Annotated in this window: 9 protein-coding genes; 3 read left to right on the forward strand and 6 right to left on the reverse strand. The window is 59.1% G+C overall.

What is annotated here, in order from left to right; all coding sequences use genetic code 11:
* The first annotated feature begins 21 nt into the window (after positions 1–21).
* Positions 22–2,619, forward strand: coding sequence for a P-loop NTPase fold protein (locus tag OQ248_RS24245; RefSeq protein ID WP_096821600.1), 2,598 nt, complete (start codon positions 22–24; stop codon positions 2,617–2,619).
* Positions 2,620–2,630: 11 nt separating this feature from the next.
* Here the strand turns inward: OQ248_RS24245 and OQ248_RS24250 are convergent, their stop codons facing one another.
* Positions 2,631–3,857: an NADH:flavin oxidoreductase/NADH oxidase family protein gene (locus OQ248_RS24250; protein ID WP_265814303.1), complete on the reverse strand. Its 1,227-nt coding sequence runs from the start codon at positions 3,855–3,857 to the stop codon at positions 2,631–2,633.
* 79 nt (positions 3,858–3,936) lie between these two features.
* Between OQ248_RS24250 and OQ248_RS24255 the strand changes: the two genes are divergently transcribed.
* Positions 3,937–4,347, forward strand: a complete 411-nt coding sequence (locus OQ248_RS24255; protein ID WP_085710079.1) for a MerR family transcriptional regulator — start codon at positions 3,937–3,939, stop codon at positions 4,345–4,347.
* Between the two features lie 295 nt (positions 4,348–4,642).
* Positions 4,643–6,199 (forward strand): TerC family protein, encoded by a 1,557-nt coding sequence (locus tag OQ248_RS24260; RefSeq protein WP_119428364.1) that lies wholly within the window; start codon positions 4,643–4,645, stop codon positions 6,197–6,199.
* Positions 6,200–6,204: 5 nt separating this feature from the next.
* Here OQ248_RS24260 and OQ248_RS24265 read toward each other — a convergent pair whose 3' ends face one another.
* The 5 genes from OQ248_RS24265 to OQ248_RS24285 all read right to left on the reverse strand — a co-directional run bounded on the left by OQ248_RS24265 (position 6,205) and on the right by OQ248_RS24285 (position 14,239).
* The gene (locus OQ248_RS24265; RefSeq protein ID WP_265814305.1) at positions 6,205–7,281 is read right to left on the reverse strand and encodes a diguanylate cyclase; all 1,077 of its coding nucleotides are present in this window, start codon (positions 7,279–7,281) and stop codon (positions 6,205–6,207) included.
* On the reverse strand, positions 7,265–8,143 hold the full coding sequence (locus tag OQ248_RS24270; protein WP_265814306.1) for a DUF4434 family protein: 879 nt from the start codon (positions 8,141–8,143) through the stop codon (positions 7,265–7,267). Before OQ248_RS24270 ends, OQ248_RS24265 begins: the two co-directional genes overlap by 17 nt.
* Positions 8,143–11,301, reverse strand: a complete 3,159-nt coding sequence (locus OQ248_RS24275) for a phage receptor (protein WP_265814308.1) — start codon at positions 11,299–11,301, stop codon at positions 8,143–8,145. The genes OQ248_RS24270 and OQ248_RS24275 overlap by 1 nt, the downstream gene beginning before the upstream one ends.
* Complete coding sequence (nrfB, locus tag OQ248_RS24280; protein WP_265814309.1) at positions 11,298–13,472, reverse strand: cyclic di-3',5'-guanylate-activated glycosyltransferase NrfB; 2,175 nt, start codon at positions 13,470–13,472, stop codon at positions 11,298–11,300. Before nrfB ends, OQ248_RS24275 begins: the two co-directional genes overlap by 4 nt.
* Positions 13,473–13,807: 335 nt before the next feature.
* Complete coding sequence (locus OQ248_RS24285) at positions 13,808–14,239, reverse strand: thioredoxin family protein (RefSeq protein ID WP_265814310.1); 432 nt, start codon at positions 14,237–14,239, stop codon at positions 13,808–13,810.
* Positions 14,240–14,408 lie beyond the last annotated feature (169 nt).

The raw sequence follows: 14,408 nt of genomic DNA on the forward strand, positions 1-14,408 counted from the left end.
AGGTACGGGCGGAGGTCGAAAATGGATGACCAGAGCAAGAATTCGACGAGGTCGAACGAAGACGCAGCAAAGCGTGAAGAGAACTCGAAGAGGCCTGACGAGAATTCGGCAGGACACCCGCGTTTCAAGAGCGAAATGGACTATTTGGCGGGGCAATATGCGAGGCACGGCGTCCGACCTGAAAGCATAGTTCGTCCTCAAGAAGCCAAGCAAAAGGTGCATAAAGAGTCTGAGAGAGGGGCAAGTAAAACCAACGAACCATTTGAGAGTCACCGACCGGATCCACTTCAGGTCCCTCTGGATTCACCGGAGGTGATGCCAGTCGTGAAACCGGGTGAGGGAGACGGACCCAAACCCACGGCGACGACCTCCATTGCGATCGCTCAGAACGACGATCCGTGGGCATCTGATCTGGATGATCGTCTTGGGGCAAACGATGAGGCAAAGGCCTTTGCACGCCTGGCCGTCGCCAAGGATTTCACACCGCCTCTGGCAGTCGGACTGTTTGGCAATTGGGGTAGTGGCAAGTCGTTTTTCATGCGGCTCATCTATCAGCACATCGAGCGTCTGATCAAGGGAGAGCCGAGCCCTCAAGCTCCCGAAGCCGGTTCCAAGGCTTTCCATACGGATGTCGTGCAGATTCGATTCAATGCGTGGCACTACGCAGAAACCAATCTATGGGCGAGTCTGGTCAGCCATTTGTTCATTGAGCTGGATCGCTGGTACACGAAGTACAATCCTGAAGTGCGCGATCCTTTGCTCGAGCATTTATCAACTTCCCGGATGTTGACGCTGGATGCTGCCAAGGAGCTGGTTCGTCGCCGCCGTGACCAGCGTGCTGCAGCCGAGCAACTGCTCAAGGCTCGTAAAGAACTGGAGGATGCTCACGCAAAAACTGTTTCTTCGCCCTCGGTCTACCTTGCAACTTTGAGCAAAATACTGAGTGGCGAGAGTACAGATGAGAAAATTGAAACTGCAAAAGCCGATATGAAGAACGCCGCCAGGGTACTTGGGATCGACACATTGGCCGTGAACGTAAAAGACTTTCAAGAAGTATCCAATGCCCTGCGTAACGAAACCGAAAAGGCAAAATTACTCGCCAGCGGTTACAAGTCTCAATTGCTGAGTTGGTGGAGCGTGGGGGCCTTCGTCGGGTTCGTGTTTGCATTGCCATGGATCGCAACAGGACTGACTTCGCTAAAAAACCATGTTCCTGCGCTGGGTAACCTGCATGAAGATTTGATTCTGTTGAGTGTCGCAGTGACGGCTGTCACTGCGCGCCTGCGTTTCGTCTGGGGCAAGGTTCGCGACGCATTGAAAAAGCTGGAGTCGGGAAAGAGGGTACTGGATGAGGTCATCGACCGTCGCCTTGACAAGGAGTTAGAGATAGTTGAGGTGGCAAGCCAAGAGCTGGCCAGGATGAATGCATCCGTCGATGAAGCCAAGGCTTTGGTGCAAGTCACCAGCGAACAATTGGCGCATGCGACACACGATTTTTCTCAGGGGACTGGTGCCGGGCGCTTGAAGAAATTTGTTCGTGCTCGTGCGACTGACGGTGACTATGCGCAACACCTTGGATTGATTGCCACAGTACGCAAGGACTTCGAAGAGCTGGCCTTCAATGTGGCCGAAGCGGGCAGTCTTCGTGAGTCTGTCGAGGCAGAGCGAGAGGCATTCGTGGCGAAGATGGAGGCTTTTCTGGAAGCCAACAGCGGGCTGCTGGAGGACGGTGACATTGAGAGGTTGCGCGCCGCAGCAACACAACCACCTGCTGACGTTCGATCATTCAAACGTATTGCACTGTACATCGACGATCTGGATCGTTGCCCACCGGATAAGGTCGTCGAAGTATTGCAGGCCGTGCATTTGCTGCTGACGTTTCCGTTGTTTGTGGTGATGGTTGCGGTGGATGTGCGTTGGGTGCGCAAGGCATTGCTTGAGCATTACCCGAATCTGATGACGGGAAATGAAGGGCAATCTCAGACAGCCTCGGTGTCTGATTATCTGGAGAAAATCTTCCAGATACCCTATTGGATGCGGCCAATGGACAGTGCATCAAGTGAGCAGTTTTTGCAGAGTCAGTTGGAAAGAATAAAAGGTGCCGACTTGGTGGATGGCCCTCTCCCCGCACCGGTTGACGATCTCACGGTCAAGCTCGTCAACGTTGAAGGTGTTACGCCTGAACTTATGCGTCTCACCTACGGCGAGACGCAAGCGCTGCAAAAACTGGCGCGGTTCATGGGGGCATCGCCTCGACGCGCGCTGCGATTCCTGAATGTCTATCGCTTGATTAAAGTCAGCCTCAAGCCCGATGATCTAAAGGTTTTGGAGGATAGGGAGTACAGTGCACTGCTCACACTTTTGGCGGTTGCAATGGCGACCCCAATATGTTTTTCGAACTTGCTGCGCTCCGTTAATGCGATGTCAGACAGCTTTGAGATGACAGCGATCAAAACACTGATCGCGACCAGTCAAGACGAAAAGAATATGGTCGAGTACAGCCGGCTTGACGAAATATTGAAGATTTATGATGGCTTGGTCTCGAAGCAGCAGGGCGGAGCAAGCCACCGGGTAAAAAATTACACAGCAATTATCCAACGTTACTCGTTTGATGGCTGACACATAGTGTGTCAGCCATTAGCGATCGCCTGGCGGTATTGACGGGTCCGGCGACTGAGGTACAAGCGGTCGCGGATCAGCGCCCAGAGTGCCGACACTTCGGGATGCGGCTTGCGACCCCGGCTCAGGCGCACCATCTGGAAGCGCACGACCGCCATGTTCGCCAGCGCGGCCAGCGGTTTGCGTTTCCAGCGGATCGGCGGTAGTTGCGGCTGACTGTGGCGGCCTTCGCGCCAGTGTTTGACCAGGCTCGGCTCAATGGCCATCGCCGTGGCGATGCCGGCCATGGCGAGGCCGCTGTCGAGCACCTGCTCAACCACGGGCAGGCGGCGGATGCCACCGGTGACCATCACCGGCATGCGGGCCACGCTGGCCAGTTCGCTGGCCATTTCCAGAAAAAATGCCTCACGGGCCAGGGTGCGTCCGTCGCGGGCTTCGCCCTGCATGGCAGGGGCTTCGTAGCTGCCGCCGGACAGTTCCAGCAAGTCGATTGGTGGCTCGTTGAGCCATTCGATCACTTGACGAGCGTCGTCCGTGTCGAAACCGCCGCGCTGGAAGTCCGCGGAATTGAGCTTCACTGCCACGCAGAACTGTGGTGAAACGGCCTGACGAACAGCCTCGATCACCGACAGCAGCAGGCGTGCACGGTTTTCCAGCGAACCGCCCCAGCGGTCGGTACGGCGATTGGTCAGCGGCGACAGAAACTGGCTGAGCAGATAGCCGTGAGCCGCGTGGATCTGGATGCCGGTGAATCCGGCTTTCTCGGCAAGCGCGGCACTCCTGGCGAAACGTTGAATGACATCTTCGATGTCGTCCTCGGTCATCGGTTTGGGCTCGGCGAACAGTTTCGAGAACGAACCCATTTCCAGCGCTACTGCCGACGGCGCCAGCGCTTGCTGGCCCATGTTGGCGAAGGTCTGGCGGCCGGGATGGTTGAGCTGCACCCAGACCTGGGCGCCGCCGCTGCGGGCGATTTCGGCCCATTGGCGGAAACGGTCCAGATGCCGCTCGTCTTCCAGCACCACGCCACCAGGGCCGGTCATGGCCCGGCGGTCGATCATGACGTTACCGGTCAGCAGCAACCCGGCGCCGCCGTCGGCCCAGGCCTGATACAAACGGAACAATTCGCGGGACGGTGCCTGGTTACGGTCCGCGAGGTTTTCTTCCATGGCGGCTTTGGCGATACGGTTGCCGACGGTCTGACCGTTGGGCAGTTTCAAAATCTGGAAGGGCGACATTGCTTGACTCCTCATCAGTGATGGAGAGAGGCTAAGCTTAAAGTTAACTTTAATGTCAAGCAGGCAATTCGAGGCTGAAATGAAAATTGGTGAACTGGCGCAACAGAGCGGGCTGAGCGCTTCGAGCATTCGCTTCTACGAGGCTCAGGGCCTGATTCCCAAAGTGGAACGCTTGGGTAATGGCTACCGGCGCTACCCGCCGCAAGTGCTGCAAACCCTGAACATCATCCGCAGTGCCCAGCAGGCCGGGTTTTCCCTGGAAGAACTCAAACAGTTGCTGCCAGCCGCCGGAACCGGTGAATTCAAGCACGAGGAGCTGGTGGAAGGCCTGACGCGCAAGGTCGAGCAGATCGAAGTCATGCAGCAGCATCTGGCCCAGAGCAAGGCGCGGTTGCTGGAGGTGATCGACAGCATTCAATCCAAGCCCGAAGGTATGAGTTGCGGCGCGAATGCCGAACGGGTCCTGGCCTCGATTTACCCGGAATCCTGACGCAGCGGCGAAGGCGTACAGATTTTGAAATGATTTCCAGCTGTAGGAAAAGTCATCTGAGCCTGTACGCTTCAAGGCCTTTTTTCATTCAGGATTTGCATGAACACCCTCTCGGAGCCTCCCAGTTCGACTCAAAGAACCACGTTCCCTTCGCGCCATGGCGCGGTCTTGACGCACTCGCAGCATCCGGTTTTCCGACTCCCGACTATCGTAGATGGCGCAGCCTTCGAGCTTTCGCGCCGCACTTTGCCGTGCCCGGCAGCCTGAAATCACTGAAGAGAGATAGAGACAGAATATGGAATGGTTAGCGGATCCCACGGCATGGCTGGGCTTGTTGACACTGATCGTGCTGGAACTGGTACTGGGTATCGACAACCTGGTGTTTATCGCGATCCTGGCGGACAAACTGCCGCCGCATCAGCGCGACCGCGCACGAATCATCGGCTTGAGCCTGGCGCTGATCATGCGTCTTGGCCTGCTGGCGAGTATTTCCTGGCTGGTCACCCTTACCGCTCCGTTGTTCGAAGTCTTCGGCAAGAGCTTCTCCGGCCGTGACCTGATCATGCTGTTCGGTGGTGTGTTCCTGTTGTTCAAGGCGACCATGGAGTTGCACGAACGGCTTGAGGGCCACGTCGGCGAGCGCTCGACCAACACCGCTTATGCGTTGTTCTGGCCGATCGTGGCGCAGATCGTCGTGCTCGACGCCGTGTTCTCCCTCGATGCGGTGATTACGGCTGTGGGCATGGTCGATGAACTGGCGGTGATGATGATCGCGGTGGTCGTGTCCATTGGCGTCATGATCGTTGCCAGCAAGCCGCTGACCCGTTTCGTCAACGCGCACCCGACGGTGATCATGCTGTGTCTGGGTTTCCTGATGATGATCGGTTTTGCCCTGACCGCCGAAGGCCTGGGCTTCCACATCCCGAAAGGCTATCTGTATGCCGCGATTGGTTTCTCGATCCTGATCGAGGTGTTCAACCAGATCGCCCGTGCTCGTCGCAAGCGTTCGATGCAGGGCTTGCGCCCGATGCGTGAGCGTACGGCCCATGCAGTGATGCGCCTGTTGGGTGGCCGTAAATTGGCGGTGGAAGAGGTCGGCGAAGAGATTTCCGACTTGCTGGATGATGGCGAAGCACCAAGCGCGGAGCTGTTCGATCGTCGCGAACGGGTGATGATCAGCGGCGTGCTGCAACTGGCAGAACGCCCGATCCGTACACTGATGACCGTGCGCGCGGATGTCGATCACATTGATCTGGCGGACGATGCAGCGGCGATTCGTACGCGACTGATGCATTCCTCCTACTCGCGCCTGCCACTGATTCGCAACGGCGCGGTGGATGAACCGTTGGGCTTCGTTCACAAGAAGGAGTTGCTCAAGGAATATCTGGCCGGCAACGAGCCAAACCTTGAGCACCTGGCGCGCAAGACGCTGAACCTGCTCGACAGCTATTCGATCCTCAATGCTCTCGAGCAGATGCGTGCGGCGTCGACCCACATCGCGTTTGTTGTAAACGAATTCGGTGATTTTGTCGGCGTGTTGACCATGACCGACATCCTCGAGTCGATCGCCGGTGAGTTGCCGGACGCCAGCGAAATCGCTGGCCCGGATGTGGTCGAAGAGCAGGGTGGGTTTGTGGTGAATGGTGCACTGAATCTGACGCAGATCCGCCAGCGCACCGGTTTCGTGGCGGAGCCGACCGAGGATTACCAGACCCTCGCCGGACTGGTCATGAGCTTGCTGGATCGCTTGCCGATGAAGGGCGATCGCCTGGAGCATGCCGGTTGGGGCATGACCGTGATGGCGGTCGAGGAGCGACGGGTAACGCGAGTGTTGCTCAAGCGTGAGGCCTGACGGCCTCACTGATGAAAGGTATACCGGTCTTTTCCGGTGTGCTTTGACTCATACAACGCTTCATCGGCCTTGATCAGCGCCTGGTTGAGGGTGTCGCCATCCTCAACCCGGGCCACACCGATGCTGATGGTCACCGGATGCCGGGTGGTTTGCTCACGCACCACCCGGCATAACTCACCGGCCAAGGCCTCGACGTCCTCGCGGCGAACGCCCGCCAGATAAATCGCAAATTCCTCGCCACCCAGTCGCGCGTACTCGAACGGTGCCATTACCGCTTTGATGTCGGCCGCGATCCGCTTGAGCACTTCATCGCCGATGTCGTGGCCGTACACATCATTCACTTTCTTGAAGTTGTCGATGTCGATCATCGCCAGGTAATGGTCGTGCTCGCGAGGCGCTGCTTGCAGGCTCTTTTCGGCGCGGGTCATGAACGAGCGGCGGTTGGGGATTTCAGTCAGCGTGTCGTTGTAGGCCTGATCCAGCAACAGCTTGGACATGATGTAGTTGTAGAGCTTGGTCTCGCGCAGTTTCAAAAACGTATAGATCGTTAAAGCACAGAGAAACACGCTGTAGGCGATGGTCATGACGCCTTTGAGTTCCAGCAGGCCGATACCGGTCCCCATGAAGGGGTTGAGCATCAGCCAGGTGACGACTTGCGCGCCGAAGAACGACCAGCGACTGAGTGGCAGCACGGAGGCGCTGTAAAGCGTGGTGGCGGCAGCGAGCACCAGCCAGATGCCGTGAAACGTCGGCGGCAGGCCGTCGATCACCAGCCGTATGCCCAAGGTGATGAGGAAAACGAACGTCAGGTTCAGCCAGTCGAAGTGACGGGCCTTGCGCGTGAACATCAATACCACGGCGAGCACGGCGAACGCTGCGATGAACACCATCGAGCGCCAGGTGAAGCCCTGATCGCCGAGGAAACTGACGATCAGGTCGAAGGCCAGCCAGATGCCCATGCTGGCCAGATAGATCAGCAGACAGAATGAATGCAGCCGTTCGAACTCATGCTGGATGAACTCGTCCCACAGCTCGGCGGGTGCGGTTCGCTTCAGGACTTCATCTTCAATGGTTTTGTACATTGCTGCCCGGATGCTTGCGCTGGTTGTCGAGAATCACCTGTCCCCACGGCCGGTATCGCAGGGAAAACACTGCACTTTGATGACAGCCGGTGGAAGTGGCATCCGGGGTTGCCGGTTCGGCGCGAAAAGCCTCGCCTTCACGGCTGACCTGGCGGAACGCTTCACGCACGATGCCGACGGAGCAGGGCAGTGCGCTGGCATAGCCGTTGCGCACCAGCACTGGCAGGCGCCCGGTGCCGGCGCCGTCCTGCCACCAGACCTGCGCGCCGGCGGCCGTCAGATCTCCCAGCCATTGGGCGTTGACTGTCGGGGCCAACTTGCCGGCGCTGAAGGCGCTGACATGCAGCGGTGCGTCCAGTTTTGCTACGAAATCCTTCAACTGACGCTGGAGCGTTGCCCGACGGTCGGCTGCCAGAAAGTGCAGATCATCCAGCTCCAGCGGCAGATACCAGCCGCTGACCGGCAGCTTCCACTCTTGGCTCAGCTTCTGTTGCTGCGCCAGCGATTGTCCCAGTTGCGCCTGCCAGTAGGCGCCGAGGCCGGCGCTGTCCAGTTCATCGATGCGCTTGTAATACGCCGGGTCCATCGACAGCCCGAGCACCAGTTGCAGGCCTTGCTGTCGGGCGAGTTTCAGGCTGTTGGCGAGCCAGCCATTGGCACCGCCAAAGTCCGAGTCACCGTACGAAGTCCATTGCACAATCACGGTTCGCGTGCCTTGCCGGGCCGCGTCCTGCCAGACTTTCTGCCATTGCGCCTGGGTCAGGCCGGCATCGACATTCAGCGGCTGATAGAACACCCGCTCATCGGCCCGTGCGAGAGTGGCGCCCAGCAGCAGGCAGAAAAACAATATCCATCGAGCCATCAGAAATTCCACTCCACGCCCAGCAGCACACCGTTGCCGCCTTCATACAGATTGCCGCCCAACGACTGTTGATATTCGGTGCGTACCGTCAGTTTCGAGCGGTAGGCGTTGTAGCGGTCTTCGTCGTACCACCATTGCCAACGCAGACCGACACCAGTGCGCAGATCCTGGCGCCAGTCGTTGCTCGGATCCTGGCTGGCGAATTCGAGGAAGCCATAAGGCATGATCGTCTGGGCACCGCTGTTCGGCAGCTTCCAGGCATGCCCCTGCTGGAACCGCGACAGCCACTGGTGATCGCCGGCCTTGGTCCACCACGCGGCATCGAGATAGAGAAAGCGCTCGTCCCAGTCGTTTTCGTCGACGCGCCAGTCGTTGCGGTACTTGCCCTGATCGAGGAACGAAGCGGTGGCGCGCAGCAGGTAGTCGGTGCTGGTGTGACCGTCCTGGCGATGATCATTGACCTGATCCAGCAACTTTTCCGGCACCAGCATCTGGCCGAGGCTCAGGCTGTGATTGTCGTCATCGTTGAACTGGCTCTGTTTGTAGATTTCGCCGTAGAAGTTGATGTTCTGCGTGCCCCACGGCTTGTAGCGCAGACCGACACCGGCGGCGAGGGATTCGGCGTAACTGGAGCGACCTTGTCCACCCAGCAGTACGCGACCGTACACCGACAGCGTACTGCCGGCGCGGCTCGGTTCATCGCCGAGGGCGTGATCCCACATCGCCAACTGCACGTTTTGCGAATCGGCGTGGCGGCGCGAGCCTTTGCTCTCGTCCGGTCGCACGAAGTCATTGGTCGACACTCCGGCCGGCGACCAGGTGCTGGCAATCGTCCGGCTGTCACGGCGGGAAAGGGTTTCATGGGCACGGCGCTGACGGTAGCGGCGCGCTTCCATGCTGCCATCCTCGTCGTCGGCGGCCACCGGGTTCTGTTCCAGATCGATCACCCGGCGCAGTTCCTTGCGGGCCGAGGCGCTGTCTTCCACTTCGTCATAACGCCAGGCCAGGGTTTCACCGAGTCGGTAATCTTCGGGAAAGTCACGGGTGGCCTGTTGCAGATAGGGGATTGCGGTGGCGCGTTCCTCGCGGGTTTCTGCACCGGACAAGCGCATGCCGTAATCGGCGCGGTAACGCGGGTTGCTCGGGTCGCGGCGTACCGCTTCGGCCAGCCACGCGGTGCTTTGCGGCAAGTCACCAGCCTTTTGTGCGGTGACCGACGCTGCGTAGAAGTGCCCGGCGTCCGGTGCTTGTTGCAAGGCTTTACGCTGTCGTTCGAGTGCCTGGACATGATCGCCACGGGCGTCGGCGATGGCCGCACCGAGGGCCCATTCATTGGCGCCACGCGTCGTACTTTGCTGCCAGTAGTCTTCAGCAGCCTGGCTATCACCTGCATTCAGGGCACTGCGGCTGGCGGTGAGGCGGGCGTTGTCGCTCAGTTCTGTTGCGGGAATGCTGCGCCAGATGGCCAGCGCACCAGCGGAATCACCAGCAGCTTCGAGAGCGTAGGCCAAGGGCAGCCGACCGTTGCGGTCACCGAGTTTTTCCGCTTGCTGGTAATACACGACCGCTTCGCCCGGTCGATCCGGCATTGCACACCGACCCAGGGCTCGATAATCGCCGGCGACCTGAGGGTGGTTGCCTATGGCTTGCTGAACGGCATCGCACTGGCCGTTTTCTGCGAGCTGCGCGAGCAGCTGACCACGGGTGGCGCCATCCACATGGGTGAGCAACGAAGCCATTCGCCGTTGTTGTTCCGGTGTTGTGGTTTTCGAAGCTGCATAAAGCCCGGCCAGACGTTGGAGTGCAGTGGCCGGCAAGCGTCCTTGATGTCGGTCGAAAGCGGTTTCCAGCAATTGCTGCGCGTGGTCGCGATCACCGTTGTTGACTGCCAGATAAGTGGCCTGATTCAGCGAGGCCGGATTGCCGGTCTGCCGGTAGTGAAGCTCCCACAAGGTCTGCGCTTCGGTCATGCGGCCCATGCGTTGCGAAAGTTCTGCCCGACGTTTGACGATTTCAGGCGTTTGCGTCTGGCCGGCCAGCCACGCATCAACCTTGTCGCTGCGCCCCTGATCCTGCCAGACATTCAACATTTGCTCCTGACGGCGACTGTCCCACGGCTGCGACAGTCGGGTGGTTTGCAACAGGTCGGTGGCTTGCAGGCGCTGGGCGAGTATCAGCCAGGTTTGCGGGTCGTCGTCAGGCGTGCAGCCGCGAAATTGCTTGAGCGCTGCTTCCGGATCCTGGCGCGACAACCATTCGGCGGTCTCCAGGCAAGGGCGTTGCAGATCGTTGCTCAAGCGCTGCACGGTCGGCACGTCTTCGGTCTTGCGCGCCAGTTCCCACAGGCGCTGGCGTTGTGCCGGGTCGGCCAGATCGGAGTCCGGCAACGACTGAATCCAGTGTTGTGCCTGTTGTTCGTGACCCATGGCGATGGCGCGGTCGACCATTGCCAGGCGGACTTTGCGTGCGGCCTCTGGACTTGGTGCCTGCTGCAGCAGTTGTTGCAGCGGTTTCTCGTCGAGGCGCTGCACGTAAGCATTGGTCAGACGTTGCCAGCCTTCGGCATCCAGCTGTTTGCGGGCGGCGAGCGGTGCGAGCTGGTCGATGGTGCCGCTCCAGTCGCGCAGTTGCTCCGACCAGTTGGCCCGCGCCAGACGCAGGATATTGTCATCGCCCTTGGGCGACAGTTGTGCCAGCCAGTCGTGAGCCTTGGCCGCGCCGCCGAACTTGGCCAGGCTCAGACTATAAGCCTGCCACAGGCGTACGCGGTCATTCAGGCTGCTGGTGGCCATCCAGCTTTCAACCTGAGTACTGGTGGGGGGATCCTGTTCGATCCAGGTCAGGCGCAGATCGAGAAGGGCGTCGCTGTTGGCCGGCAATGCTTGCATCGCATCTTTGTAACGGCGTTGTTTGGCCAGCGACTCAACCAACAGTGCCCGGGCTTCGTCGTTTTTCGGGACCTTTTCCAGCAAGTGGCGCATCAGACGCTCGACTTCTTTCCAGTTGCCCTTTTTCGCTTCGCGGTAACTGCGGTCCATGTAGGGATAGCTGCGGAACTGTTCAAAGTCGCTCAGCGGTGCAGCCTGTAGCGGATACGCAGTGCTCAGGCCCAGCAGAAGGCTGCCCATCAGCAGGGTGTGACGATGCACAGGCTTCATGCGACCTCCCGGACAATGCGGTAGGCGGCTTGTTGTTCACTGGCCTGATCGGCCAGGGCCTGTTCCAGGACTTCCTGGGTAATCATGCCCCGGGAAATCAGGTGTTCGCCGAGCGACATCTGTTCGGCGTCAAAGTCGATCAGCGCCTGATTGAAAAGAGTCGGCGGCACCATACCGCGTACCTGCAACAGATTGCCCAGCAGCACCTGATGGCGGCTGACCCGCTCCAGCAAGGCTTCATCGTCCTGATGGCGCTCAAGCACTTCGAGCATATGACGCACTTCCTCATTCTGGCGGGGACTGGCGTACCAGTAGCGAATCCCCAATGTGACGCGGCCCTGGGGTGCCAGACGGCTACGCACCGGGCGTTTCAATTGACGGCTGATGGCGCCGAGCGAGACCTGGCTGACCGGGCCTTCGGAGGCCAGAATCAGGGTGTCGCCGTCTTCGGCCACCGGCAGTACACCGTAGTGCGATGCGACCCGGCGTGGCACGGCATCGATCAGGCGCTTGTCGAGCTTGAACGGATTGAGCGGTGCCCATTCCATTTCAAGCTGTTCGGCAAGGGTTTGCACAAGTTGTGTGCTGTCGATGTATTCGCGCAGCAGCAGTTCGCGCCCCAGGCGACGGCGTACCGGGCTGGTGATCGCTGCTTCCAGTTGCTCTTCGGTCAGCAAGCCTTTTTCCACCAGTCGATGGCCGAGCGGAGTACGTTGCGCCTTGGTCAGTGCCGGGAATTCGTGGGTGGTCTTGTCCCAGGCCACGCGCCGCGAGTCGCCCATCTCCATCACCTGCCGCAGGGCGCGCAGGTTGGCGAAGAAGTTGACGAAGTTGCTCCACATCATGCGTGGTGCCGACAACAGACCTTCCACCAATCCGTAGTAACGAGTGACAAACCAGCCACGCTGGAACAGACGGTTGAACAACATCAGCCCGTTGAGCCACAACAGCACCGAGAGCAACGAGCTGTCGGCGAGGATCGACGGATAGCGCCACGAGTCAGGGGAAATTACCGTGACCACCCACATCGCCAGCAGCACCAGGAACAGCAGGTTCACCAGAAAGCTCAACAGGTAGGCGATCAAGCCGCGACGGTCACGCCACAGGAAGTAATTGAGCAGACCCTTGCGGCTCCAGCCGAGGTTCTTGGTGCCCTGGAACACGATGCCGACGATCCATCGCGACTTCTGCCGGATCGCGTGCTGCAGGTCCCGTGGGAAATGTTCCCGCACACAGATCACCTGGGAGAACTCGCGATTCATCCCGAACACCCAAGGTTGTTCCAGCGCCAGTTTCGGATCACTGACCGAGTAGCGGGCGAAGATGCATTTCATGCCTTTCTGCTTGAGGCGGAAACCGATGTCGTAGTCTTCGGTGAGACTCTGCACATCGAAGGCAATGCCGTCGCCGTCTTCCAGCAGGGCGCTGATGGCTTTACGGCTGAAGCAGGTGCCAACGCCGGCACTGGGCACCTGGCCGGTGAGGGCTTCGCGGACGATGACGTCCTTGCCGTGGTTTTCGGCGAATTCATCGACGTAGTGCCCGGCGGTGAAGCCTTTCCATTCCGGTGCGTAGGGATAGACCGGGATCTGGATCAGGTCCTTGTTCGGCAGCAGGTAGTTGTAGAGGCGCAATTCCATCGGCGAAATCACGTCTTCGGCATCGTGCAGGATGAACCCGGCGAACTGGATTTTCGCCTCGCTCTCGAATCGCAGGATCGCGTCGATGATGTTGTTCAGGCAGTCGGCCTTGCTGGTAGGGCCCGGTCGGGCGCAGACCACTTTGTGCACATTGGGGTAGTGCTGGCAGACCGCATCGACGTCGGCCTGGGTTTCGGCATCGTTGGGGTAGGTGCCGACGAAAATCTGATAGTTCTCATAGTCGATGGTCGAGGCGGCCAGACGCGCCATCTCGCCGACCACGCCGACTTCGTTCCACGCCGGCACCATGATCGCCAGCGGCTTCTCGGGAATCGAATACAGGCGTTCCTCGTCGGCACGTTTGAATTTCTCGTAGATCCGCCAGCGCCGGATGAACTTGCGGCTCCAGTACACGAGGTCGATGAACAGGTCATCGAGGCCGAGGATGAACATCAGCAGGGCGAGGATGATCGCCACATACTTCAGACCAAACAGTACATACGCAAAGAAGTCGACCCAACCCAGACTCATACGCCGTTACCCGCCGCCGAGCGTGCGCTCGACCGGGCGTGGAGAACGGGGTGACAGGTGTTGAACCGGACAGCGGGCCATTGACGCAGAACCCGGGCCAACGGGTCTTTTTCAACAACCCCCGGACGAGTACCGAAAACCATCATGACGTTAAAGGACATGAACCCCTCCTGGGACGTGCAGAGCTACCACTCGAAAGCCGGCAGCACCTATCTCTTTCTGAGAAATAAAGAAAAGCAGCCGGATGGGAGCTTGTCCAATCCGGCCTCGAGGCTAGTTGTTACAGATCAATTGGAACGAAAGTGCCATTACCTGATGGCTCTTAGGTGGCACTTTCAGGAAAAGTTCCATCGTTTTGCGCGGGGGATGGTGCAGAGGGTACGCAGGGTGTGGCGAAGCCAGCTCAGGTCATGGGCTGGTTTGCGTGGCGGGGCGGGATATCGGGTTTTGCCGAGGAATTGGGTGAAGTCTTGCAGCAGGGATTCATCCGTACCGATGCCTTTCAGTTTTTTGACCAGTACGCCTTCCTTGTAGAACAACACTGTTGGTGTACCCGTGACATCCGGATGTCGACACGACTGCGCGGTATCGAGCATGAAGATATCCATCCAGGGCCGGAAGGGCTTGGCGACTTCGAGAAAAACGGGGCCGGAGAACACACAGGCACCGCAATGCTCGTTGAAGAAGTACAGGACGACGAGGCGTCTGGCTTTCAAGACCTTCCGGTACGTCGGGGGCAACGCTGAATATCGAGTCGGCTTCGTCATTGGAGCCTCCTTTATTCGATGCACAAGACGTCACGACGTTAAAGGGGCTGCGGTCGCTGTCGCAACTGTCATAGTTGACAGGTGCCGAGCACATTTTTGTGACCGCGCACCGATATGTGGCCCGAATACTCGTCGTGTGTAGCCAACGGTAGCGCGGTGTTATGACACC

The organism is Pseudomonas sp. COW5 (genome assembly GCF_026240005.1).
GTDB classification, from domain to species: Bacteria; Pseudomonadota; Gammaproteobacteria; order Pseudomonadales; family Pseudomonadaceae; genus Aquipseudomonas; species Aquipseudomonas kribbensis.

Excerpts from the sequence above, each read along its gene's own strand:
- OQ248_RS24250 (WP_265814303.1), bottom strand. The coding sequence starts at position 3,857 with ATGTCGCCCTTCCAGATTTTGAAACTGCCCAACGGTCAGACCGTCGGC.
- OQ248_RS24285 (WP_265814310.1), bottom strand. The coding sequence starts at position 14,239 with ATGACGAAGCCGACTCGATATTCAGCGTTGCCCCCGACGTACCGGAAG.
- OQ248_RS24260 (WP_119428364.1), top strand. The coding sequence starts at position 4,643 with ATGGAATGGTTAGCGGATCCCACGGCATGGCTGGGCTTGTTGACACTG.
- OQ248_RS24270 (WP_265814306.1), bottom strand. The coding sequence starts at position 8,143 with ATGGCTCGATGGATATTGTTTTTCTGCCTGCTGCTGGGCGCCACTCTC.
- OQ248_RS24275 (WP_265814308.1), bottom strand. The coding sequence starts at position 11,301 with ATGAAGCCTGTGCATCGTCACACCCTGCTGATGGGCAGCCTTCTGCTG.
- nrfB (WP_265814309.1), bottom strand. The coding sequence starts at position 13,472 with ATGAGTCTGGGTTGGGTCGACTTCTTTGCGTATGTACTGTTTGGTCTG.
- OQ248_RS24255 (WP_085710079.1), top strand. The coding sequence starts at position 3,937 with ATGAAAATTGGTGAACTGGCGCAACAGAGCGGGCTGAGCGCTTCGAGC.
- OQ248_RS24265 (WP_265814305.1), bottom strand. The coding sequence starts at position 7,281 with ATGTACAAAACCATTGAAGATGAAGTCCTGAAGCGAACCGCACCCGCC.
- OQ248_RS24245 (WP_096821600.1), top strand. The coding sequence starts at position 22 with ATGGATGACCAGAGCAAGAATTCGACGAGGTCGAACGAAGACGCAGCA.